Here is a 23,958-nt window from a genome sequence, read left to right on the forward strand (position 1 = left end):
AAATTTACTCGTAATGAAAACAAAATTCTATATACTCCTCTTTGTTATCAGTATCGCGACAGGCTGTACCCGTGAAAAGCAGGCGGAACCATCTTATGACCTGGTCGTATACGGAAGTACCTCCGCCGGGATTATCGCCGCGTATACGGCTAAGATGAAAGGGCTGGAAGTGCTGCTGGTTTCTCCCGATAATCACCTGGGCGGACTTACCACGGGGGGACTCGGTTATACGGATATCGGGAATAAATACGCGATTACCGGGCTTGCCCGTGATTTTTACAGGCGTATCGGTGCCGAGTACGGTGTTTTCGAGCGGTGGATATTCGAGCCGCATACCGCATCCGGGGTCTTTAATGATTACCTGGAAAAAGCGGATGTTCCCGTGCTGTACGGATATCAACTGGAAAAGGTAGAAAAGGAAGGGGCTTCCATAAGCGCCGTACTGCTCAGAAAGGGAAACAGTGAAAAGTCTGTCGGGGCCGGTGTTTTTATCGATGCTACCTATGAAGGCGACCTGATGGCCGGGGCCGGGGTTTCCTATACGATAGGGCGGGAAAGTAATGAAACCTACGGAGAAACCTATAATGGGGTACAGTTGAGAAAACGGCACCAGTTCCCTGATCTTATAGACCCGTACAAGATTAAAGGAGACCCTTCCAGCGGCCTGCTCTGGGGCATCAGCCCGGAAAAAGTAGCATCAGATGGTACGGGCGATCAGAAACTGCAGGCCTATAACTTCAGGATATGCCTTACAAACGATAAGGGAAACCAGGTGCCGGTTACGGAACCCGAAGATTATGATGCCTCGCGTTACGAATTATTACTCCGGCTATTCGAAGCCCAGCCCGATAAGCGCAAACTCAACGATTATTTTATCTGGAGTAAAATGCCGGGCGGTAAGACCGATATCAATAACCGGGGAGGATTTTCCACCGATATGATCGGGATGAATTACGATTATCCCGAAGCCTCGTATGAAGAGCGGGAGGACATTGTCAGGGCCCATGAAAATTATACCAAAGGGCTATTGTATTTCTATAAGACCGATCCCCGCGTTCCGGAAGAACTGCGTATGGAGATGCAGGAGTGGGGATATCCGAAAGATGAATATACGGATAATGGCAACTGGTCTCCCCAGCTTTATGTACGCGAAGTAAGGCGGATGGTCGGGCAGACCGTAATGACACAGCATCATTGCGTGGGGGAGCAGGTGGTAAACGATCCGGTAGCGCTGGCCGCCTATACGATGGATTCGCATAACTGTCAGCGGATAGTGGTCGAGAAAGAAGGTGTGCCCATGGTAAAGAATGAAGGCAATGTGGAGATCGGGGGATTCGGACCTTACCCGATCGGATATGGCGCTATTGTACCTAAAGAAGAGGAATGTGATAACCTATTGGTCCCCGTGTGTTTATCGGCAAGTCATATTGCTTATGGTTCTATCCGTATGGAACCCGTGTTTATGGCTCTCGGACAGGTTGCGGCCCTGGCCGCCGCAGAGGTTGTGAACGGGAAAACAACAGTACAGTCGGTAGATTATAGGAATATCCGGAAGGAGTTGCAGGCAGACCCGCTTTCCGATGGTTCGCAACCCGAGATCCTGGTCGATAACACAGACGAAAATGTAACTGTCGAGGGCGACTGGAAAACAGTCTCCGGAAACTGCTATGGACAGAATGCCCTGGAGATCGGAGGTAAAGGTAAAGTGACATTCAGTCCGCTGCTCCGGTATACGGGCACTTATGAAGTATTTGTGTATTTTAGTAAAATAAAAGGTATAGCCCCCGGGACCACGGTGGAAATTCATGCCGGCAGTACCCCGCAGCAGTATACCATTGTGGCAGATGACGTAGAGATCACCGGTCAGACCTCGGGCGAATGGATATCGGCAGGAACTTTTAGCCTGGAAAAGGAACAACCTTTTGAGGTTACCATTTACGGGAATGTAAAGGGAAAGGTACGGGCCGATGCCGTTTTACTGGTACCTCAAAAAGACATTGCACCATGAGTATAAAACTTCTTTTATTTTTTCCGGTGATCACCTCCGGTTTTTTTGAATCAAAAGACTTGATGATATGGTAACCCTTTGTATTTCAATAGGTATTCTGACGGCAGGTTACTGGATTTACGGCAAGGTCCTGGAAAAGGTTTTCGGGGCAGACCCGGAACGGCCTACACCTGCAGTATATAAAGCAGACGGGGTAGACTTTGTAGAAATGCCCTTGTGGAAGATCTTCCTGATACAATTTCTCAATATTGCGGGGCTCGGCCCCATTTTCGGGGCAGTAGCCGGCGCCCTCTGGGGGCCGGTCGCCTTTTTATGGATCGTACTGGGCAGCCTTTTTGCCGGAGGGGTGCACGATTATTTCTGTGGCATGATGTCGGTGCGCCATAACGGGGAAAGCGTGTCGGAAGTTTCCGGGTATTACCTCGGAAACTGGATCAAACAGTTTATGCGTGGCTTTACCGTATTGTTGATGGTTATAGTAGGTGCGGTTTTCCTGCTCGGGCCCGCAAAGATACTGGCCGGGATGACCGAAGGGACTATAGGCCTTTTCGGATGGACCATGATTATCCTGGTATACTATATCCTTTCTACGATCTTACCTATCGACAAGATTATCGGCAGGTTTTATCCTGTGTTCGGGTTTGCCCTGGTATTTATGTCTTTGGGGCTTTTTGCCGCTATGATACTGAAAGGGATGGATGTTCCCGAACTGGGCCTGTCCAGTTTTACGAACTCTCATTATAAACCGGACGATTTCCCCGTGTTCCCCATGCTTTTTGTCACTATTGCCTGTGGGGCCGTTTCCGGGTTTCACGCCACGCAATCGCCCATGATGGCAAGGTGTATAACCAATGAAAAACAGGGGAAGAAGGTCTTTTTCGGGGCCATGCTGACCGAGGGAGTGGTGGCCCTGATATGGGCAGCCATCAGTATGAGTTTTTTCGGGGGAGTAAAGGAACTGAATATGGAAATGCTTCAGAACGGAGACAATACCGCATTGGTCGTGAACCAGATCTCCAACGGTGCCCTGGGCGTTCTCGGAGGGCTACTGGCTGTCCTGGGAGTGGTGGCTGCTCCGATTACTTCGGGAGATACGTCATTCAGAAGCGCCAGGATCATTATTGCGGATGTGTTGAAAACAGATCAGAAATCCGTTAAGAACCGATTGCTGATCAGTATTCCCCTTTTCCTGGCCGGTTACCTGCTTACGCTCGTTAATTTCGGGGTGATATGGAGGTATTTTGCATGGACCAACCAGATGCTGGCCACTATAGTGCTGTGGACGGTTACCGTATATCTTATACGCCAGGGGAAGAACTACTGGATAGCCCTTGTTCCTTCGGTGTTCATGACTGCGGTGGTAACAGCCTATATTTTACTGGCCCCGGAAGGCTTTTCCCTCCCGGTAGACCTGTCGGTTACTTCAGGTATTATAACGGCCTTTGCCGTGATGGCAGTGGTACTATTCAGGGTACAGGGAATCCGCAGGGAGAAATTCAAACCGGAAGAATACGTAAAACCTTGAGGCGTAAATATTGTTATGTAAAGTTCCCGTACCGTTTTTTATTTCTTGCCGTATTTTATCATCAGGTACATCATAAAACTATTCAATACCAGGGAAACCCCATTGGTTAAAATAACCGGAAAATCATTTTGAATGATGCCGTACAACACCCAAAGCGATAATCCGGTTATCAGGATAATGAACATCAGGGGGGATACATTATCCACTTTTTTTTGCTTCCAGGATTTTCTTATTTGCGGGATTACCGCAATTGTCGTGCAAAACCCTGCCAGTAACCCCAGAATGACGATATAGTTCAAGAGATTGCATTTTTATCCGGTCAGCTACCGATGATTTCCCCTCCGTTTATATGAATGATCTGGCCCGTAATATAGCTGCTGTCCCCGCATCCCAGAAACACATAGGCAGGGGCCACTTCACCGGGTTGCCCCGGCCTGCCCAGGGGAGTGTTTTTCCCGAATGTTTCGACATGGTCCAGGGTAGCGGGGATCAGGGGGGTCCAGATGGGGCCCGGTGCCACTCCGTTGACCCGGATCTTTTTTTTCGCCAGCATTTTGGAAAGGGCACGGGTAAAACTCACTATCGCTCCCTTGGTACTGGCGTAGTCCAGCAGGTGATCGCTGCCCCGGTATGCCGTTACAGAAGTGGTGTTGATAATGGAAGCTCCTTCTTTCAGATGGGGAAGGGCTTCCCTGACTATGGAGAAACAGGGATAGATATTGGTTTCGAATGTTTCCTTCAATTGTTCGAAACTTATCTCCGCAACCTCATCCCTGGCGTGTTGTACGGCAGCGTTGTTGATCACAATATCAAGCCTGTCAAACTTTGATATACATTGGTCTACCACTTCCCGGCAGAAATGCTCTTCTGCCAGGTTTCCGGGAATGATCAGGCATTCCTGTCCTTCCTTTTCCACCATTTCCCTGGTGTCTTCCGCATCCTTGTCTTCTTCGAGATATACAATACAGACGCTGGCGCCTTCCCTGGCGTAGTGAACGGCAATACTTCTGCCTATTCCGCTATCTCCGCCGGTAATCAGGGCTACTTTGTGTTCCAGTTTTCCGCTTCCCCTGTATCCTTCCCTTATCACCTCAGGCCGGGGATGCATTTTGTGCTCCCTTCCGGGTTGCGACTGGCGCTGGGGCGGAAGTTTATGTGGCTTGTTCATAAGACTGTTTTTTTGGGTTTTCTACTGTTATACACGCCCGGGTAAAACAGCAATGAAAGGTCGGTTTTATAAACGGGAAAATGTACCTCGATTGATTATAAAATTGACCGGGAAGAGAATTGGCTGTAAAAAACGGTGATCGTATCAGAAGTTATTCGGATAGCGCTAAAAAGATATTTTTTACCAGGCTACTTTAGCAGTACACAAAAACAGACATTATGGAAAGGGAAGCCTTTTATTACCTGGACAGCGAAACCGGGTCTGACGGAAAACATCACGTACATGTTTTCAGCTGCAAGCTGAAGGAAAAACTTTTTCCCATAAAACTGGGATGGCACGAAAACGCCGGGAAAGCGCTTGAAAAAGCGGGGCGATACTATGCTCATGAAAAAGTCGGGCTCTGCAGGAAGTGCATAGAAGCCGGCAGTCCGGGAAAAGTATAATACACATTTTAAAATATTAGGAGGGTATGGAAACAGCAGAACTGATTTTAACGGGTATCGTCAGCACCAGTGTGATGACCTTATTCAGCTATGTTTATGCCAGATTGCGTTTTTCCGTATTCAAGGAACCGGAGCTTCTGAATATTCTGATAAGAAACTCCTCGAAGATACCTTTCACACCTGGGAGAAACAGTGCATTGGGCTGGGTGCTTCACTATACCATAGGGATGATCTTCGTATGGATATTCGACCTCCTCCTGCAGGCAGGCCTGATCACCTTTTCGATGGCAATTTCTGTGGTGTACGGAATAAGTATCGGTGTCATCGGTGTGTTTGCCTGGTTACTGATGTTCGCTTTAAGTAATAATCCTCCCCGGATACGGTATGGGGAGTTTTTTGTTCATCTTTTGCTGGCCCATCTTTTATTTGCTGTATCCATGGGACTTATTTACCTCGGGGACTACCTGGGATAGCTGTTTTCAGCGGTGTGAAAAAAATGCAGAAGTTACTCAAGGAGAGATTAAGGATTGAATTGAAAGAAACGGGAGGGAGGCTGTAATACGGGAAAAAGCAGGAAGAAATGAAAGACTCTCCTCCTGCTTTTATTATACCTTCAGGGGATTATGACCTGTTTTCCACGCTGAAAGAGATTTTGGCATTTACACCATAGGAGGTGATCTTGTTATTCTCTACTTTAGCTTTCATTTCCTTGATGTAAACAGATTCGATATTCTGCACGCTTTTGGCAGCTTCCTTTAAGGCATTCTGGGTGGCATCGTCAAAACTTGTTTCGGAACTGGCGATGACTTCAATAACTTTTACGATCTTCATAATATCTGACTTATCTGGGTTAAACAATTATTTTTATCTTCTGAAAAAGCCGATCCTGCGATAATATGTTGCGGCTCCGTTCCAATAGGCAGACAGGATGCTGGAGCCGAAAATGGGGCCACACCCCGCCCAGGGTATCGGTGGTCATTAATATTTTCAGTGTTTTTTGTGCCGGTGCTGTTAATGATGTTGTGGGGGGCATATCAGTATATTAAGGATTAAGACCTTGACAAAACCTTCGGGCCTGCTGACCAGGTCACGGCAGGCTTTTGCGGTTTCCGGCAGGGGTTTTTGTAGTTAACAGGTCATCTGATTTCATCTGACGCCCGGAATCCGGATAAAAACCTTCTGCTAAACTATTGGAAGTTGCAGATGTAGATGAATGCTTTCGAACAAAAAATTGACTCAAACATATTTTGCGGAAAACATTATCTCTCCTTCTGGAAATACAGGAACACGGGAGGGGTGTACGGAATGAAACGCAAAAGGGGAACTTGTGGAAATAATGGATACGATCCCTGAAAAAAATAGCTCTTATAAATAAAAAGAAACAGATACCGGGAAAAGAAATATATCTTGATAACCGGCTTGTTTCGCAATGGTTGTAATTTTTATTGGTGAGATGTTATTCGGGCAACAGCTCCATAACGATCACGGCAGCCAATGCGAAACAGAAAATCTATTAAATCATTAAAAATCAGGTAAGATGAGAAACAAGGAATTATTGTCCTCCCTTTCAAACTGCATAAATCACTGTAATTACTGTGCAGACGCCTGTCTGGAGGAGGAAAATGTAAAGAAGATGATCAATTGTATCAGGACCGACAGGATATGTGCTTCGATATGTACGGCTACGGCCGAAATTCTGGCAACGACATATCCGGCGGAAGCACTGGTTCAATATTGTATGGAATGGTGTGAGCTGTGTGGAGAGGAATGTGCGCGCCACGGTCACGATCATTGCCAGGAATGTGCGCAGGCCTGTATGGAATGTGTCAGGGCATGCGAGCAGTACCTGGCTTAGTATGCCTCGAATCTGTGTAAGCGGGAGTTAGAATCTCCCTGAATGCCAGGTAAAAACAGATCGTTTGGATATCAGGTTGCCAACGCATAGGCGATCTGATATCCAAACGATTTAAATCAATGCAATAACCACAGGACCTTATGAAGACCTGTCTTTTTTAACATGCAGTTTATGGAAATAAACGTATGACACTATAAGAATAAGCAAAAAGATAAGAGGCATCACAACAATATTCACGGGGTCCCCGCTGCTACCGTGAGAGATGGCAGCAGTGATAAAAACAATCCCGAAGCCTGCATATACCCATTCTTTGATATTCCGGGGAAGGGCGGGGATTAATAAAAGTACTGCTCCTATCATTTTGGCAATAGCCAGTTCTACCCTGAAGTAAGAAGGATAACCCAAATGAGTAAAAGCCTGAATCATATCCGGATTGGTTAAATACTGAAAAGCACTGAAAAGCATCATCAGGCTGATGATAGCTGTAGTAATCCAGAAAATAATTTTATTGGTTTTCATAGTTTAGTTTATTTAGTTTACAGTTCTTAATTCTTATTGGATGACAGCTTCAAGCTTCCGACTCCGGGCTTCCAACCATTTCGTCGTTCACAAACGAACGATATTTTTGATTTTTATTATCGGTCAAAGTTATATATTTTTACTTTCGAAAAGTAAGTAGTGAATAAAAGGTAAGTGGTTACATTCAGGTTAGTGATATGAAATACAATTCAACACAGTGTAAAACAAGTTTAAATGCGTTAGAAGATGCTCTTTATGTGATAGGAGGAAAATGGAAACTGCGCATTATCATTGCATTAAGAGATGAAAAGTCAATGCGGTTTAATGAATTGCAACGCAAAATCGGGGGGATCTCTGCCAAAGTACTTTCCAATGAATTAAAAAACCTGGAAGAAAATGATTTTGTAGAAAGAAAGGTCCATATAGGAGCGTCGGTAATCGTTGAATATCAATTGACGGATTATAGCGAAACCCTGGGTGACGTGTTAAAGGCCTTGGTGGAATGGGGAACCATGCACCGGGAGAAAATCGTATCTTCTATGACCTGAACGATTAATTTACCTTGTGTTCCAGGTATGTTTTTACCTCCCGGGGCATTTGGGTTCTGATATGTTCTATCTGTGCTTCGGGAATATACCTTTTCAGTGAGTTCAGGGTATCTGCAATAATCTGTTCCGTGGGTTTTTTCCACGGAAACTGTCGTTCGCCGTATTGGTTTTGCAGCGATTTCACACACGATTTCATATCTTCCAGGGTGGTATAATTCAAGGGAGGATGTGCCGTATGTTTCCAGCCCTCTACATATATTCCCTTCAGAATCATGGGTAGGGGGGGGTAGTGATTAGTTGGGACTTTTAATTGCTGCCGTTGCCCTGATCCTGTTTTGCTGGTAACATTTCGGAGAGCAATTGTATTTCTTTTTGAATATTTTTGAAAAATAACTACGGCTGGCAAAACCGATGCTGTATACTATTTCCGAAATATTCAGGTCTGTATTTGAGATCAGCCGTTCTGCTTTTTCCACCCTGACATTCCTGATAAAATCGGCTACCGTACGATGGTGCATTTTCTTGAAACCTTCCTGCAATTTACAGGGAGGAAGCCCGCTCATGCTGCACAGGTACTCCACAGTATACTGTTTTTCCGGATTTTCCTGTATAAACTCCGAAAGTTTATGAATTTCCCTGCATTCCCTCTGGTTCAGGGTACCTATGGCATTTCTTCTTCGCCCTTCATCTTCTATGAACTGCTGGATCTGCAAGCTGATAATAATGTTGACCAGTCCTTCAAATAATAAATGCCGGGAAAGATCGGTAATGGATATTTTCTTCAGACGCCGGGCATAATCGGCGATCATCAGGTTATAGGACCCGAGATAGATGCCGGTTCGTTTCCTGTTTAAAAAAGAACAGAAAGCCTTTATGGCATTCAGGCTGATCTCTTTGGGTATCCTGCTGCGGAGCAGGTTAATATCGTATAGGCATATGATAAAGAAATCGTAGGAATGTTTTTCCCTGAAAAAGAATTCCAGCCTGTCCTGCGGATTGACGTGAAGGATTTCCGGTTGAAATTCATCCAGTAATTTCTCCTTGTTGCCCAGGCTCTCTATTCTATGAGATAATTGTCCCCCGGTACTGTAGGCAAACATAAAGGATCTTCGTGTTTCGGTGTATACCTTGTATACTGTATTCTGATTAAAGCGTATTTTGAAATGGGTAAAGACCAGTCCTTTTTTTATCCTGGATTCCCGGATCTTTATTTTTCCGGTCCTATTGTTAAAGGAAAGCGCCCTTTCATTTTTGGTTACCGAGATTTCCTTGTTCCCGTAACGGGCTAATTCCTGTAAGATTGTGGTTTGTTCCGATGCAATTGACAGTAGGGTATTCATGACTAACGGGCAGTTTTACGATCGCTTACCTCAGATCTTATCCCGGGTCCCCGAATGTGGAATTTCCCGGATCGTCAGCAGTGCGACAGGGTTAAAAAATTATTTTAAACTTTAAGGCCGTATCAGGCCATCGTTATAAAACCCGGCTTTTGGTATGGGTGGGGAACCTGGGGAATTGACCTCCGGAAAGCCGGAATTTTTCAATGGTGAGAAAAGATCGGGTCCGGAATTCATAAGGGTAAGACAGCTTATGTGATAAAGTACTTCTGTCTTCCTTTTCGATCGTATTGTAAAGTAAAGGTAAGTTTCCGGATTAAGCGTTATATAATTATCTCTTTATATTACATAATCCCGTTATAAATAAATGTTAATGCGCTTATTAAGTGGTGCTTAATACGTTACGACACCTGTGTCAACATCTGCCGTACCCGGTGGCAGGGTGTTGCCGGGGTTTTCCTGTAGAAGCACATTCAGGTGCGGTATATGAAGTTTTCAATATTAAGGTTGGATTCCAGGTACTGGAAATTGATTTTCAGTATTTTTTCCACTACTTCCCTGAATTTCTCATAAGTATGCGGCTTGTCCATATAGACATTTGCTCCGTAGACAAAGGTATCTTCGATAAGCTGTTCCGAGGCCCCGGAGGAATAAATGACGATGAGGGTATTGCGGAGTTGGTGCTGTTTTCTTACCTGTCTCAGGTCTTTCAGGAAATTTTTTACCATCGGGTCTAATTTCAGGAATATAATATCGGGGACATGGTTTTGGGGGCCGTCAATATATTCTAAAAGTTCATTGCTTTGTTGAAAAAAAATCATGCCGGCAACGAGGGTACTCTCATTGATGGCCTTTTGAAAAAGTTTTTTTGAAGATTTGTCATCCTCAACTACAGCCAATTTTAGAAAACCTCGTATCATATGGTCCGTTTTTTGAGTCCGGAAGTCCGGAGTCCTGAGTACATTTACTTCCGGCTCCGGGCTTCCGACTATTTTGCCGTTTCCTGCCTCGCAAATTAACAATGTGTGTATCAGTTACAGGGTGCGGTTTCTTTTTTGGATAATATTGTAAAAAGCCGTCGGGGTCATCCCGGTGGTCTTCTTGAATTGTTTGGACAGATGACCTACGCTGCTGTATCCCAGCTTATAGGAGATCTGGGTAAGCGAAAGCCTGCTTTCGAGAAGCAGCTTTTTCGCATAATCTATTTTTTTAAGAATTACAAAGTGTTCAATAGAATAGTGGGTGTGTTCTGAAAATATCTTGGAAAGATAGGTATAGGAATAGTTCAGCTTTTCGGTGAGATAGGTCGAGAGCTTAGGGGATTTCAGGTCCTCCTGGTGTAATATCATTTCTGAAATGGTGTCCTTGGTACGCTGAATAAGCTCATGACGCGAGTTTTCAATAACATATATCCCGGCTTCCCGCAATTTATTTTTAAAAGTCCTGATCTCGGAGAGGGCAGGTTGTCCTTTCAGTTTTACTTCGCTCCATCCGTTTAACTCATATTCTATTGAAGACGCTTTCAGGCATTCTTCCAGTACTTTCATATAGACCTTTTGTGCGTCGTAGGTTAAGTGCATACTAATCATGTGGATCCCGGGTTTGTTGATATGAACTTTTAACAGGTTTTATAATTCTTTCATTTTGTGAGATAAATTTAAGAAATAACTTGTTAATCACGATCTTTTAAATGAGTTATAAATGATAAAAATATGCTTTGGAAGTTATGTAAGGGCATAAAAAAAACTCCCTTCTCAAAAAAGGAGTCTATTTTCTCACGGATATGGGACGGAGGGGGCTTATGCCAATGTGCACTTTTCCCGGTGATATACTGATCTTTTTGAGTGATCACATCTCTATCCGTGATTTCCCGGTCAGGTCCGGGCAGGATGTGTCAAATCAAAACAGGTGTCAGTTTTCCCAGGATGCTATTTCTTCGCGAAGCTGCCGGAGGCTTTTACCTGTTTTATATTGCAGGTGTTTCAGCATATGCCCGAATTCTCCCGGGGCGTATACGATATCCGAACGGCTGAGACGATCGTATTTGTGCAGGAAATCTTCTTTTATTTTTATCCACTTCTTTTCCAGGGCGTTATCTTTTACCTTGTCCTGATGCAGGTGGCTATCCAGGAACTCGTCCTGTTCCTGCTCCTGTTCCTGCCTGTCCATGCGGCCTATTCCGCGGTGATGTGATTTGTCGTTGTTCTCTTGTGAATTCATCTTCGGGATGTATTTGGTCTCGCTTAAAACCGGCTCCCTGCTTATCTTTTATTACAGAGCGGTTTTATGAGTTCGTTTGAATTTTTCTTTACCGGCCACGGAAAAACAATAGCCACGGCGGTACGGCAGCAGGTCGCTGTTCCGATGATGTCACTGGTTTTGTTGCTTTGTCCAGTCCTGATATTTCCGGTATTGCTCGGCAGAGAGAATATCTTTTAATATCCGGTCGCGTTCCGTTTCCAGATTTGTAGTTCGTGTATTGTCAGACATCTCCTCAGACATTTCCTCGATATGGGTCTGGTAGTTTTTTTCAAAGGTCCTGATCTGCCCTTCATCCATTTCGAGATGGGAATACAGGGCATTGATATCTACCCCTTCACGATTGTTGTCCGTGTTTTCGGAATTTGATCTCAACCTCCGGTCGTCACCGGCTCCCATGTTATTCTCACTACTGCTGTTGGCAGAAGTAGTATCGGGAAGTGTTCCGTTTTCCCGGTCCCTGTTTTTCCGGTCCCTGCACGCTAACAGTGCCATGATCCCGACAACGATTACGGTTACTCTTAAAATTTTCATGATATTATGCTTTTATGGGTTATATATTTCTGTAACTCAAATCTAACCAGCATTACCAAGATAAATTGACGCATATCGATCAAAAATTAGTTCGGTACGTTACAAAGACCTTTTTCTGTCGGTTTCCGGTGAAGATAAGGGAGGGTTTAACCGGGATCTATATCCTAATGTTTTTCGGGAGGCGTGCCGTTTCCGGAAAGGGTGTGCTTTTTTCCTTCCCTGGTGTTCCAGCTGTTCTTGAAGAACTGCATAAAAGTCAGTGAGAGCACCATCGTTGTGGCAAACCCCATAAGAAGTACGGTAAACAGCAACATTCCCACATTGGCCGACCAGTCGAACTTCCACATCGGCATGAACCTGTCCGTAAAACGCGGATTCAGTTCTGTAACATACAGGGTAAAGAAGGCGGTGTAGATTACTGTTGCGGTAAAGCCACATAACAGGCCCGCCCCGAACCCGTCCTGGTATTTGAATTCTTCGGCCCTGTGCTTTTTGTAATGTTTGATACACAAATACATACCTGCCCCCATAAAGAGGACATTGACAAAACTGAATGCGGGCTGTATATGGAGCCCGGCCAGGGAAAGCGATAAAAAGTATACGATCAGTATCACTGTTATCCCGCATCCGTATGCGATTGGTATAACCTGGTATTTCATATGCGCTGTTTTTAAAGCAATACAAGGGCAAGTTGCCACAATCTCCAGGGGACGGTGTGCTCTATCCGTTTTATTTTTAATGCATTCGCGTAAATGGTCAAACAATTAACTTTCTATTTAGAAGCGGGACAGGCAATAATGGGTAATTTGCTTTATCATGTGCAGCTTGCTGCTGCTTTTAAAGATCATTGACCATGTCAGTACAGTGGGACCACATAGACTATAAGGCATTTGAGAGACAACTGGAAAAGAAATCCATTGTGGAGCTGACCCTCCCCAACGGGGGCTTTCTCCATATTGAGGAAAAGCTGTCGTTCATTTTGATATACCGTAAGAAAGACAATGACAGCGGTACGGAAAGGCTGGTAAAAACCATAGGTTCGTATTTGCTGATCGGTAAGGGAGACACTTCGAAGTATTCCGTATTGCTGGAAATACTGATACGTTTTTTTACCAGGAAATACAATTCCTACCTGCTTTTTGAAATTTACAGCGGGGGGCCTCATGATACGACTTTTGTTATAAAGGGTCCTGCCCATAAATTGCCCACAACACTTCAGGCTTTAAAGGAGAAACTGTCCGGAATCCCTTTTAACCGACTGGTGAAACCGGTGGATGTAGTTATAGAACAGACCAAGGAAAGACATGCGAGGGGGCAGGAGTCCATTATCGATATCGAAAAGGCAAAAAACAGCGGGGGGCTGCTCATTGCACTTGAAGTCCCCCCGGTGTACCGGGACGGGAACGGCCATATCTATCCCGTTTTCTTTCAGGCTTTCCGGGATGATTTTGCCCGGGCTATCCGGAAAACACTCTTTGAATACCTGCGTGTACAGACTACTTCCGGAATTGCCAGTTACCACGCCCTCGGGAAGAGCCAGATACAGGAAGAAGTACTGAAAACAGACCGCGAACTGTCGGAGATCCAGAATACCTATCAGTTCCTGCTGCAGGTTGCTCCTGTAAACCTGGAACAGATCAAGGATGATTTTTTCAGCAGCAATTTCAAAAAGCTCTCCAAGTATCAGTACCGCCTGCTCACCGCAGATCCCGACCTGCTCAAAAGGAAATTGTTCAACCTTCAGATCGAAAAAATCGATGATCCGGCCCTGTTCTATATCTTTAAAGAAAAGAGGGAAGAACTGGACCAGCAGATATCGATGCTGGGCGAACGGGGTACGAGGAACTTCTTTTACAACAGCATCCGCATATACAAGGGGGTGAACAAGGAACTGTTGTCGGAAGCCACTGCAATTTTGAATAATCTGCCGGAGCAGGACGGTAAGGGAGAGGAACTTATCGGTGCGGAAGAGTTTGCCGCATTGGCCGAGGAGGAGTTCGAGACGTACCGGATGCAGGCCTCCTCCTTTAAAAGCAGGATACACCTGAGAAAGGACCTCAACATATTGATGGTATCGAGGGGGGAACTTTATATTCCGACGACCTTCCGGGTAGCCCCTGAAGAGGCCAGGGCCCTGATACAGCATGAGGTAGGGACGCATGCGCTCACGTATTACAACGGAAAGGAGCAGCCATTGCAGCAACTGGCCATAGGGCTGGCAGACTACGAGACCTTACAGGAGGGAATTTCCGTGCTTTCGGAATTTTTCAGCGGGGGACTTAGCGGAAACAGGCTGAGAATCCTGGCAGGGAGGGTGGTTGCAGGAAATGAATTGCTCAAGGACGCCAACTTCCATGAAATATTTTTCAAGCTCTATACCGAATTCGACTTTTCCAGGGAACGCGCTTTCAATATTACTTCCAGGGTATTTCAGGGCGGAGGCTTTCTCAAGGATATTATTTATTTGCGCGGGCTGATACAGGCCATCCGTTACCTGAAAAAAGGAGGGAACCTGGAACCCCTGCTGGCCGGAAAGTTTGCGATACGGCACCTGGAAGTGATAGAAGACCTGACCGCCCGCGGAATCCTTATTAAACCCAGGATATTGCCTACATATATGCAAAACGGGGTATTCGAGGAAAAACTCAATACTATCAGGGAGGGATTGCCTCTCTTTAAAATGATCTCATCGTGAAACCGTATTACCAGAATGATCTTCAGACTCACCACCTGTGGCATTAAAAAACAAGAGGCCGTTGGCCTGCAAAGCGGGAACGGCGAAATGGCGGGAAGTCGGAAGTCCGAAGTTGTCATCCAGACCGGAGTGCTTGTCCCGGCTTTTGTCGGGGGAAGGATCTCTACCCGGGCACCAAGGAGCTTCAATAGCATCAAGGAAGCACCCGAGATTTAACTGCGTTGAGCCCTTCGGGGTTCTCCTTTCCCGATGCTCGAGGCTGTCGGAATGACAAACTAAGAACTAAGAACTACAAACTAAAAAACTAAACCATGAAAATAGGTTTTGTCTTAAATGATCTGGATACGGAAGGCTACGGTACTTCGGTCACCATTATGAATAAAGCTTCTGAAATGGGACATGCGGTGTATGCAATGGACGTGGGAGACTTTGTGTTTGACAACAATGCCCCGATGCAGGTATATGTCTGCAGGATCGATGAACCGGCACGGGCACTTGCCCCGAAAGGGTGTTTTGACCAGTTGAAAAACGCCGGGGAAAGAAAGGAGAAAATTCAGGTAAATGAGCTGGATGTCCTTTTTCTCCGGAATAACCCCACCGAGGAAAATGCTGTACGGCACTGGGCCGAACTGGCCGGGATTGCTTTTGGCAGGCTTGCACAGCAACAGGGCGTACTGGTACTGAATGATGCCGACGGATTGTCTGAAGCCTTTATAGATAAGCTCTATTTCGAAAGTTTCCCGAAAAGTATAAAGCCGCGTTCCGTGATTACCCGGTATAAATCGGAAATATTGCAGTTTTGGGACAGGCACGATAAAAGAATGGTCCTGAAACCGCTTCAGGGTTCAGGCGGAAAGGATGTATACCTGATAGACCGGAGGGAAAAAAATGTACACCAGATCATAGACACCATCCTCTCCAGGGGATATGTCATTGCGCAGGAATATCTTCCGGAAGTGAAAGACGGTGACATACGGGTGCTGCTGATGAACGGAAAAATACTGGAGGAGAACGGGGAAAAGGCACTTATAGGCAGAGTGAACAGTAGTAAGGAAGAGTTCAGGAGCAATTTTAAGGTAGGGGCAAAGGCCAGAAGATGTGAACTGACTCCGGAGATAGAAAAGATAATAGACCTTGTTTCTCCCGGGCTTATCCGGGACGGCCTCTTCCTGGTAGGGCTTGATGTGGTTAAGGATAAGCTTATAGAAATCAACGTACTGAGCCCCGGCGGCCTCGATAAATTCCGCCATATAGACATGCCTGATTTTTCAGAACCCCTGGTCCGGGCCATAGAGCGTAAACTGCACTACAAAAAGAAGTATAAAGGGAGGTTCGACAACCGTACCCTGGCAACCATGGATTGATATTTATGACAGCATTATGGAAAGATTGATAGGAGTATATGAGGGTAATGGCCGCGGTGGTGCCGTATTATTCGTTACCGCAGGGATTCACGGCAATGAAGCCAGCGGGGTTACGGCTTTAAAGAAAATATTCTCCGAACTTGGAGACCATAAGCCGGAAATCAGCGGAACCGTAATCGGGATACGGGGCAATACGGAAGGCTTGAAAGCCGGAAAAAGATACCTGGATGAGGATCTTAACCGCGTCTGGACCAGGGAGAATATCCTGTCCGGTAAAGCAGACACCAGCGAAAAAAAGGAGATGTTTGACATCATTCGCAGTATTGACCTTTTTTCTTCCGGGAAATACCGCGAATATTACTTTCTCGATTGTCACACCACATCGTCGGCTACACGGCCATTTATTTCCGTACAGGACAGGGGAGGCAATGTCGGATGGGCTTACCGGTTTCCGTTACCGGTCGTATGCGGGTTCAGTGATATAGTGAACGGGTGTATTGACCAATACCTGAGCAGTTCGGGAATGACCGGGTTTGTTTTTGAAGGAGGCCGGCACACTGCCCCCTCTGTTGTAAAACATCAGGAATGCATGATATGGCTGGCTATTGAAAAGGCCTGTGGCCTGCATCCCGGACAAATTCCCGGGCTGCCGGGTTTGCTCCGGGACTTCGGAAATAACGATATGGAGCAATCTGTCTTCAGGATCATATACAGGCACATCCTGCAGGAGGGAGACCGCTTTGTGATGCAACCGGGGTTTGCCAATTTTCAAAAGATCGGAAAGGGAGAACTGCTGGCCATCCACAATGGCAGGGAGGTCGTTAGCCGCTGGGATTCATATATCTTCATGCCATTGTACCAGTCGCAGGGAAAAGACGGTTTCTTTATCATCGAACGCGATGAAATACACCCCGCCTGATACCGGGGTGGCATTGTTTCCCATGCCCTCAATACTTATGGATATACACTGTTTTTTTATTGACAAATTCCCGGATGCCGTCTACCGACAATTCCCGTCCGTACCCCGAACTCTTGGTTCCCCCGAACGGTAAGCGGGGATCGCTTTTTACCAGTTCATTCACAAATACGGCGCCATCGTCAAATTCCGGGACCAGGCTTCGGGCCCTTTCCAGGCTCTCAGTGAAGACAGAGACCCCCAGTCCGTACCTGCTTTTATTCACCAGTGCTATGGCCTCTTCTTCCGTATCAAAAACCGTTATGGCCATAAGGGGGCCAAAGGTTTCTTCCTTAAAAACAGGCATTTCCTCGGTAACATTGACAACTACCGTAGGCTCGAAAAAAGCCTTGTCCCTTTTTCCCCCGGTCCGTATTTCAGCCCCTTTTTCAACAGATTCCTGCAATTGTTTTTCGAGATCCTCCGCAAGGTCCTCACGGGCCAGGGTACCCAAGTAAGTATCCTTGTCCATGGGGTCTCCCGTTTCCAGGTTGCGGACGGCTTCCACAAACTTTTCCGTGAATTTTTCCGCTATGGCAGCCTGTAATAACAACCGTTTACCGGCAATACAGCTTTGTCCGGCATTCTGAAAACGCGCCTGCACACAGGTCCTGACCGTTTCTTCCAGGTTACAGTCGTCAAAAACAACCAGGGCATTACTGCCCCCTAGTTCCAGTACTGTTTTCTTGATCCGGCTCCCGGCAGCAGCAGCCACGGCTCTGCCCGCCATCTCACTTCCTGTAAGAGTAACGGCCTTTACCTTGTCGTTCTCAATGATGTGCTCTACCTTTTTACTGCTTATCGGCAGGTTGGTAAAACAGCCGTCGGGAAACCCGGCCCTCCGGAAGACTTCTTCAATAAGGCCGGCCGACTTCATGACGTTACTCGCGTGTTTCAGGAGTCCGGTATTTCCCGCCATCAATGCGGGAGCCGCAAAGCGGAAAACCTGCCAGAAGGGAAAGTTCCAGGGCATTACCGCGAGAACGACACCTATGGGTTCATAACTCACATAACTCTGGTATGCTTCCGTCTCTATGGATTTGTCAGACAGCTGTTTTTCCGCATGCGCTGCATAATACTCACAGACCCAGGCGCATTTTTCCACTTCTGCCAGGGACTGTGTGATGGGCTTGCCCATTTCTTCCGTAATTGCAGTGGCGTATTCTTCCTTGTTCTTCCGCAATTCACGGGCAGCTTCCAGCATTAATTTTTTCCGCTCCGGAAAAGAGACCTTCTTCCACGACCGGTATCTTTCATCCGCCCTGTCAATGGCCTCATTGATCTGTTGTTCGTCATATTCCCTGACTTCGTAAACTTTCTGCGAGGAATACGGGTTTATGGATTGTAGCATCTTAATAGTATGAATTTAGGGTTTAACCCGACGTAGACTGTCCTTTCAAAAGGAAAAACTTATTCTCCCTTACGCCGGAGTCAATACGTTTCAAAAAAATATAAGGTAAATCGGGTTCTCTGCAAATTACAAAAGAATCGCGGAAATATTGGTAGCCCGGAAGGAAATTCTGTTGCCTGAATAACTTACTAACCCAATAACCGAATAACTTTTACCACAAAAAGGCAATCTGACAAACAAAATTTTTGGTATAATGGCAATTATTTTGTTTTTTGTGGTTCGAACACATTTGGTTGTGATAAGAACGAGGATGGTTTCAGATAAATTTTTTTAGCATTTAAAAATGTTGACAGTAATACTTTTGTCATTCTGAAATGTATTATTATTGAGAGCTTGTTTAAATTGATTTGATTGCAGCGAAAAATGATGATTTTTGTTCCATATGAAGACTTTTTTGAACCGCATAGCATAGCTACGGGGTGATAAAAAGACAGGACCGAACGTTAAGAAAACAGCTGGTAGCTGTTTTTAGTGAAGGGGCCAGGTGGCGCACTGGGGCAAAAAGGGCATTTTTTTAGCCAATTGGAATTAGTTTAAACAAGCTCTGAATACTTTCTTAAACTTAAAATCTTAAAATAATGACTATGAGATCAAAAAACCGGATCAGGAAGATTGCCTTGTTATCATTGGCAGCAGTTGCTTTTTCCTGCAAAACCGACACTGAGAAAAAAACTGCTCCGGAAGCAGTGAGCGGGGAAGAGCTCACACAGGAAGACCGGCAAAAGGACTCCGGGTGGATCTACCTCTTTGACGGGACGAGTACCGAAGGCTGGCGCGGATACGACATGGATTCCCTGCCGCCGGGATGGACGGTAAAAGACAGTACTCTGACTTTTGATACCGAGCTCGGACTGGAACAGAATTACAAGGGCGGAAAAGATATCATCTACGGAGCCGAGGAGTTTGACAATTTCGAACTGTACCTGGAATGGAAACTCCCCGAAGGAGGGAACAGCGGTATTTTCTATCACGTAAAGGAAGGATATGACGGTCCGCCGGTGGTGGCTCCCGAATACCAGCTTATAGACGATGAGAACTACGCCAGTATCCACGACCTTACGGCATACAATACCAGCCTGGGATATACTGAAAAACCCGAAGAGCTGAAGCCCTTGCAGCAAACCGGGGCCGATTATGCCATGCACCCGCCCAGCCCGGATAAAATACTGCATCCGGTAGGAGAGTGGAACAGTTCCAGAATTGTCTTTACCCCGGAAAAAGTAGAACACTGGCTCAATGGAAAACTGCTGCTGTCTTTCGTGCCGTGGGACGAGGCCTGGCATGAAAAGAAAAACTCCGACAAATGGAAGAACAGCCCTGATTACGGGAAGTACAAGACCGGGTATATCGCCCTGCAGGACCACGCCAGCCCGATCTGGTTCCGGAACATAAAGATCAAAAAATTATAATTCTCCAGAATAAAATGAACAAACGCGAATTTTTAAAAACAAGTGGTGCCGGTGCCCTGGGAGTGATGCTGGCCCCTTCCCTGTTAAAGGCTTCTGCTGCCGGAAACCGCTTGCGAACCGCTCATATCGGAGTGGGAAATATGGGTATGGAAGACCTGAAGGCCGTTTCTTCCCATCCCGAGGTCGACGTAGTAGCCCTGTGTGATGTCGATGCCGTTTACTTGTCTGAGGCCCGTAAACTCCATCCCGATGCCCGGGTATTTTTTGATTACCGTGCCATGCTGGAAGCAATGGGAGACCAGATCGATGCTGTAATCGTGTCTACTCCCGACCACACCCATGCCCCGGCTTCCATGCTGGCCATGGAGATGGACAAGCCGGTATACTGCCAGAAGCCGCTTACGCATTATGTTTCCGAATCCCGGGCGATGAAAGAACTGGCTGCCCGGAAGGGGCTGGTTACCCAGATGGGGATACAGGTACATTCCTTCTATGATTACAAACTGGCTACACTTTTAATCCGCTCGGGGATTATAGGAAAGGTACATACGGTACACGCTTGGTCTCCGAAAAACTGGGGGTACGACGGCCCCCTGCCGGAAGGGGAAGATCCCGTACCCGGAAAGCTGGACTGGAACCTCTGGCTGGGAACTTCGCCCATGAGGCCCTATAAGGAAGGAGTATACCATCCCGGGAACTGGAGAAAACTGGTGGACTACGGTTGTGGTACCCTGGGTGATATGGGGGTGCATATTTTTGATACCCCGTACAACGCCTTGGAACTCGATGTTCCGCAGACCATTACCACGGAATGCAGGGAGCCCAACGGCTTCGGGTTCCCGGAGCACAATACGGTAACTTATGAATTTCCGGGAACCGATTATACTGCAAAATCCCTGAAGTGGATATGGTATGACGGACAAGGTGCCCCGGCCATGCACGAAGATCTCATGCTGCCCGGTATGGATACCGGAAAAGGCAAGAAGAAAAAGGAAGCCGGTGTTAAGGACAAGATATCCCTCGATGCAGGAGTGGCTGCCGAAAACGAACTCCCGGAACAGGGAGCCATGTTTGTCGGAGAAAAAGGCCGCCTGTTATTACCCCATTTCATGCAACTCCCCAGGAAGATCGTAAGGGGGAAATATGTGGATATTTCGAAGGAAATCGCCAAAATGTCGGAGAAGCACGGCCTGGGAGAGCCCGTCCGTAATTACGAGTCTGAAGGTCCCAAACACTATCATCAGTTTGTAGATGCCTGCCTGGGCAAGGGGGAATGTACGGCGCCTTTTGATTATGCCGCACGGCTTACGGAAACCATTTTGCTGGGTACCATAGCCGGACGATTTCCAGGAGAAACCCTCCACTGGGATGCCGAAACCGCCAGGTTCAGGGAAGAAAAAGCCAATAAATACCTGGCCGGGGAATACAGGAAGTTTTAGGGAAAACGGGATGGTTTTATTAGTCTGTTAGTTTGTAGTTCTTAGTTGTTAGTCATTCCGACAGCCTGTCCCGAGCATCGGGAAAGGAGAACCCCGAAGGGCTCAACGCAGTTAAATCTCGGGTGCTTCCTTGATGCTATTGGAGCTCCTTGGTGCCCGGGTAGAGATCCTTCCCTCCGGTCTGGATGACAACTTCGGACTTCCGACTTCCTGCCATGACTGCCTTCCGGGGAGCCGGTCTGACAAATATCATTTCAGGTTTATAGCCCCGGGTATATTTTTGGTTCTGAATAACAGGAGTGTTCCCGGTGATATGGTAACCCCTTAATCCTTTAGACATGAAAACAATAGTAGTAGCCACAGACTTTTCCAAAGAAGCGGAAAACGCGCTTCAATACGCTGTTAAAATGGCGGAAGAACATCAGTTCAGACTGGTACTCTTTACCCTGTACAATATCTCGGTACATGCATTGAATGCCAGGTTGTCTGACGATTCCATAGAGATGCTCATCGCCCGTAAGACGGAGGAATTACAGAAATTAAGCGATAGGATAAAGCAATCTTCCGGTATAGAGGCGGCAATACATTTTGCTTCCGGCGATTTTTATGAAGAGGTAGAACGCTGTATCCGGCAATATGATGCCGGAATGCTGGTGATGGGAATGGCAGAGAAATCGGCAGAACAGGACCTGCTGGGCAATACCACAACAGTGGTCATCCACCAGCTTCGGACCCCCATACTCGCTGTTCCCCTGGGGGCAAGGTACAAAGGCATATATCATCTCCTGTTTGCCTGTGATATCGTAAAAGGCGTACAGAAGGAAATATTTGAAAAGGTCCAGGAACTGGCTTCGCATATAGGGGCCATTGTCGAAGTATTCCACGTTTCGGAAAAGGTGGAGGAACTGAGAGATACTAAAAGTCCGGAGATAGAGCTCATGGAGAAGGAGCTAAAGGAGGTAACCTATTATTACAAGAATGTGGAATCCAAAAAGATACTGGAAGCCATTAAAGAGGAAATAGCTGCCACCAAAACAGATATGCTTATTATGGTTCCCTATAAATACGGGTTCTGGCAATCGCTGATCCACAGGAGCAAAACGAGAATGATGGCCTCGGGAAGCAGTATTCCGCTGCTTTCGATTCCGGTGGACTGAACGATGGAACTCTTTGACAGGTGTTTAGTGGTTGGTTATTAGGTTAATGGGGTAATAAGTTAATGAGTTAATGAGTTGTCGCCTGAATAACTTAATAACTGAATAACCTAATAACCAAACGACAGGTCCTTCGAATGAGGCCACTAAATACGGACGGGCTGGAGCGCCCGGAGTTTTTGTGCCGTGAATTTTAAATGTATGTTAAATCAGCTGAAAATTAGGATGTTGTCTGTGTTTTTAGTACTTTAAGGAACTCAAATCTTAAAACACAGAAACTATGGTAAAAGATCACGGTCCGCAGATCAAGGATGACGAGAAGTATGAAAAACTTCGAAAGGAAGGGATGAGCAAATCCAAGGCCGCCCGGATTGCCAATACCAAAGACGCCTCTGAAAAAGGGGGAAAGGCGAGTAAATATGAGGAACGTACCCGGAAAGAGCTTTATGAGCAGGCAAAGAAAGTGGGTATTGAAGGGCGTAGCAGGATGAATAAAAAGGAACTGATCAGGGCACTCCGGAGTTCGTGACAAACGGAATACTGTCAGAAAGGCACTTGTCTTTCTTCTGGAACGTATTTTGCAAAAAGAGGGATAAGTATATCGTATGTTCTTATGGTTTAACTTAAAAAACTTGGATTATGGAGAAAAAGCCTGTTCAGGTACAACTGGTGGGTAAGGAGGGAGACCGGTACAAGATCCGTTTTCCCCATTTAAAGATTCCTGTTACGGTAAACGAGAACCTGTATCACCAAATGCTGAATAGTGATGAATACCGGTTTACAAGTCTTAACTCTTCCGCCAAAAACGCTTACGCCCCACAGCTGAGAAAGAATAACAAGGTTGCTTTATAGGCAACCTTTCTTTTTATGCAGCTTTCCCGGTAGTCGAATACGGAGACCTAATTTACGGATTAAAAAGAGAATATTTGTGAAATAATATTGCTTTCAAATTTTGTATCTTTGATAAAAATAGCGGATATGAAAACAGGAGACAGAGTTTTAATCGCCCCCCAGGTTACGGGAAGGGCAGATTGGACGGAAGCCACTGTTATTGAGGTCGAGAAGAACCCATACGTGGGCATTGTGATTACAGCAAAGGCAGATGATGGAGAGATCTTCTTTGAAAAAGAGGACATGTTCAGGCTTCTGGACAGTGAGGTATGTACGCAATAGGAAAATAATCACTGAATATACCTTATACGATATTACCTGCCAAAATCATTGACCGGATTCTGATGACCAGCCTTTATACACTACCTGTAGATTTTGTATACAAACAAGGATACCCGTAACGCTGTGGAGTGGCCCGAAACGTTGCCGAGCGGTACGATTATG

General features: G+C 46.1%; 28 protein-coding genes. 16 read left to right on the top strand and 12 right to left on the bottom strand.

Features of this window, described 5'->3' with window-relative positions:
- The first annotated feature begins 13 nt into the window (after nt 1-13).
- Nucleotides 14-2,008 carry an FAD-dependent oxidoreductase gene (locus DN748_RS11770; protein WP_112372028.1) on the top strand — a complete coding sequence of 665 codons (1,995 nt, stop codon included), beginning with the start codon at nt 14-16 and terminating at the stop codon, nt 2,006-2,008.
- Nucleotides 2,009-2,075: 67 nt separating this feature from the next.
- Nucleotides 2,076-3,533: a carbon starvation CstA family protein gene (locus DN748_RS11775; protein WP_112372029.1), complete on the top strand. Its 1,458-nt coding sequence runs from the start codon at nt 2,076-2,078 to the stop codon at nt 3,531-3,533.
- A 38-nt stretch (nt 3,534-3,571) separates the two neighbouring features.
- Here the strand turns inward: DN748_RS11775 and DN748_RS11780 are convergent, their stop codons facing one another.
- A complete protein-coding gene (locus tag DN748_RS11780; protein ID WP_112372030.1) occupies nt 3,572-3,832 on the bottom strand; it encodes a SemiSWEET family sugar transporter in 261 nt (86 codons plus the stop codon).
- Between the two features lie 20 nt (nt 3,833-3,852).
- On the bottom strand, nt 3,853-4,701 hold the full coding sequence (locus DN748_RS11785; protein WP_112372031.1) for an SDR family oxidoreductase: 849 nt from the start codon (nt 4,699-4,701) through the stop codon (nt 3,853-3,855).
- A 218-nt stretch (nt 4,702-4,919) separates the two neighbouring features.
- Between DN748_RS11785 and DN748_RS11790 the strand changes: the two genes are divergently transcribed.
- Nucleotides 4,920-5,144, top strand: a complete 225-nt coding sequence (locus DN748_RS11790) for a hypothetical protein (RefSeq protein WP_112372032.1) — start codon at nt 4,920-4,922, stop codon at nt 5,142-5,144.
- A 26-nt stretch (nt 5,145-5,170) separates the two neighbouring features.
- Nucleotides 5,171-5,617 carry a hypothetical protein gene (locus DN748_RS11795; protein ID WP_112372033.1) on the top strand — a complete coding sequence of 149 codons (447 nt, stop codon included), beginning with the start codon at nt 5,171-5,173 and terminating at the stop codon, nt 5,615-5,617.
- 148 nt (nt 5,618-5,765) lie between these two features.
- Here the strand turns inward: DN748_RS11795 and DN748_RS11800 are convergent, their stop codons facing one another.
- Nucleotides 5,766-5,975 carry a dodecin family protein gene (locus tag DN748_RS11800; protein ID WP_112372034.1) on the bottom strand — a complete coding sequence of 70 codons (210 nt, stop codon included), beginning with the start codon at nt 5,973-5,975 and terminating at the stop codon, nt 5,766-5,768.
- A 706-nt stretch (nt 5,976-6,681) separates the two neighbouring features.
- On the opposite strand from DN748_RS11800, the gene DN748_RS11805 reads away from it, so the two are divergent.
- Nucleotides 6,682-6,999, top strand: a complete 318-nt coding sequence (locus DN748_RS11805; RefSeq protein ID WP_112372035.1) for a four-helix bundle copper-binding protein — start codon at nt 6,682-6,684, stop codon at nt 6,997-6,999.
- A gap of 138 nt (nt 7,000-7,137) precedes the next feature.
- On the opposite strand, the gene DN748_RS11810 is transcribed toward DN748_RS11805, so the two are convergent.
- Complete coding sequence (locus DN748_RS11810; RefSeq protein ID WP_112372036.1) at nt 7,138-7,518, bottom strand: DoxX family protein; 381 nt, start codon at nt 7,516-7,518, stop codon at nt 7,138-7,140.
- Nucleotides 7,519-7,715: 197 nt separating this feature from the next.
- Here DN748_RS11810 and DN748_RS11815 point away from each other — a divergent pair, with 197 nt between their 5' ends.
- Nucleotides 7,716-8,066, top strand: a complete 351-nt coding sequence (locus DN748_RS11815) for a winged helix-turn-helix transcriptional regulator (protein ID WP_112372037.1) — start codon at nt 7,716-7,718, stop codon at nt 8,064-8,066.
- A 4-nt stretch (nt 8,067-8,070) separates the two neighbouring features.
- On the opposite strand, the gene DN748_RS11820 is transcribed toward DN748_RS11815, so the two are convergent.
- The 7 genes from DN748_RS11820 to DN748_RS11850 all read right to left on the bottom strand — a co-directional run bounded on the left by DN748_RS11820 (nt 8,071) and on the right by DN748_RS11850 (nt 12,855).
- Complete coding sequence (locus DN748_RS11820; RefSeq protein ID WP_112372038.1) at nt 8,071-8,340, bottom strand: DUF2267 domain-containing protein; 270 nt, start codon at nt 8,338-8,340, stop codon at nt 8,071-8,073.
- 19 nt (nt 8,341-8,359) lie between these two features.
- Nucleotides 8,360-9,406 carry a helix-turn-helix domain-containing protein gene (locus DN748_RS11825; RefSeq protein WP_112372039.1) on the bottom strand — a complete coding sequence of 349 codons (1,047 nt, stop codon included), beginning with the start codon at nt 9,404-9,406 and terminating at the stop codon, nt 8,360-8,362.
- Nucleotides 9,407-9,876: 470 nt separating this feature from the next.
- Complete coding sequence (locus DN748_RS19100; RefSeq protein ID WP_161554550.1) at nt 9,877-10,131, bottom strand: response regulator; 255 nt, start codon at nt 10,129-10,131, stop codon at nt 9,877-9,879.
- A gap of 306 nt (nt 10,132-10,437) precedes the next feature.
- Nucleotides 10,438-10,992, bottom strand: a complete 555-nt coding sequence (locus tag DN748_RS11835) for a helix-turn-helix domain-containing protein (RefSeq protein WP_112372041.1) — start codon at nt 10,990-10,992, stop codon at nt 10,438-10,440.
- 322 nt (nt 10,993-11,314) lie between these two features.
- On the bottom strand, nt 11,315-11,623 hold the full coding sequence (locus DN748_RS11840; protein WP_146746604.1) for a hypothetical protein: 309 nt from the start codon (nt 11,621-11,623) through the stop codon (nt 11,315-11,317).
- 150 nt (nt 11,624-11,773) lie between these two features.
- Nucleotides 11,774-12,196, bottom strand: a complete 423-nt coding sequence (locus DN748_RS11845) for a hypothetical protein (protein ID WP_112372043.1) — start codon at nt 12,194-12,196, stop codon at nt 11,774-11,776.
- A 164-nt stretch (nt 12,197-12,360) separates the two neighbouring features.
- Entirely contained in the window at nt 12,361-12,855 is a 495-nt protein-coding gene (locus DN748_RS11850) for a DUF4199 domain-containing protein (protein WP_112372044.1), read from the bottom strand.
- 194 nt (nt 12,856-13,049) lie between these two features.
- Between DN748_RS11850 and DN748_RS11855 the strand changes: the two genes are divergently transcribed.
- From DN748_RS11855 to DN748_RS11870, 3 genes are all read left to right on the top strand, one after another.
- A complete protein-coding gene (locus tag DN748_RS11855) occupies nt 13,050-14,891 on the top strand; it encodes a flavohemoglobin expression-modulating QEGLA motif protein (protein WP_112372045.1) in 1,842 nt (613 codons plus the stop codon).
- Nucleotides 14,892-15,202: 311 nt separating this feature from the next.
- Nucleotides 15,203-16,255, top strand: coding sequence for an ATP-grasp domain-containing protein (locus DN748_RS11865; RefSeq protein WP_112372047.1), 1,053 nt, complete (start codon nt 15,203-15,205; stop codon nt 16,253-16,255).
- Nucleotides 16,256-16,271: 16 nt separating this feature from the next.
- Nucleotides 16,272-17,174 carry a M14 family metallopeptidase gene (locus DN748_RS11870; RefSeq protein WP_112372048.1) on the top strand — a complete coding sequence of 301 codons (903 nt, stop codon included), beginning with the start codon at nt 16,272-16,274 and terminating at the stop codon, nt 17,172-17,174.
- A gap of 28 nt (nt 17,175-17,202) precedes the next feature.
- On the opposite strand, the gene DN748_RS11875 is transcribed toward DN748_RS11870, so the two are convergent.
- Nucleotides 17,203-18,561 carry an NAD-dependent succinate-semialdehyde dehydrogenase gene (locus DN748_RS11875; protein ID WP_112372049.1) on the bottom strand — a complete coding sequence of 453 codons (1,359 nt, stop codon included), beginning with the start codon at nt 18,559-18,561 and terminating at the stop codon, nt 17,203-17,205.
- A gap of 644 nt (nt 18,562-19,205) precedes the next feature.
- Between DN748_RS11875 and DN748_RS11880 the strand changes: the two genes are divergently transcribed.
- The 7 genes from DN748_RS11880 to DN748_RS11910 all read left to right on the top strand — a co-directional run bounded on the left by DN748_RS11880 (nt 19,206) and on the right by DN748_RS11910 (nt 23,796).
- Complete coding sequence (locus tag DN748_RS11880) at nt 19,206-20,030, top strand: 3-keto-disaccharide hydrolase (protein ID WP_112372050.1); 825 nt, start codon at nt 19,206-19,208, stop codon at nt 20,028-20,030.
- Nucleotides 20,031-20,044: 14 nt separating this feature from the next.
- Nucleotides 20,045-21,469 (top strand): Gfo/Idh/MocA family protein, encoded by a 1,425-nt coding sequence (locus tag DN748_RS11885; RefSeq protein ID WP_112372051.1) that lies wholly within the window; start codon nt 20,045-20,047, stop codon nt 21,467-21,469.
- A 130-nt stretch (nt 21,470-21,599) separates the two neighbouring features.
- Entirely contained in the window at nt 21,600-21,797 is a 198-nt protein-coding gene (locus tag DN748_RS18995) for a hypothetical protein (protein ID WP_146746605.1), read from the top strand.
- Between the two features lie 10 nt (nt 21,798-21,807).
- Nucleotides 21,808-22,626 (top strand): universal stress protein, encoded by an 819-nt coding sequence (locus tag DN748_RS11895; RefSeq protein WP_112372053.1) that lies wholly within the window; start codon nt 21,808-21,810, stop codon nt 22,624-22,626.
- 277 nt (nt 22,627-22,903) lie between these two features.
- Nucleotides 22,904-23,152 (top strand): DUF7218 family protein, encoded by a 249-nt coding sequence (locus DN748_RS11900; protein WP_112372054.1) that lies wholly within the window; start codon nt 22,904-22,906, stop codon nt 23,150-23,152.
- Between the two features lie 110 nt (nt 23,153-23,262).
- Entirely contained in the window at nt 23,263-23,475 is a 213-nt protein-coding gene (locus DN748_RS11905; protein WP_112372055.1) for a hypothetical protein, read from the top strand.
- 126 nt (nt 23,476-23,601) lie between these two features.
- Entirely contained in the window at nt 23,602-23,796 is a 195-nt protein-coding gene (locus DN748_RS11910) for a transcriptional regulator (protein ID WP_112372056.1), read from the top strand.
- The last annotated feature ends 162 nt before the right edge of the window (nt 23,797-23,958 follow it).

It is taken from the genome of Sinomicrobium soli, from assembly GCF_003285545.1.
In the GTDB taxonomy this organism is placed as follows: Bacteria; Bacteroidota; Bacteroidia; order Flavobacteriales; family Flavobacteriaceae; genus Sinomicrobium.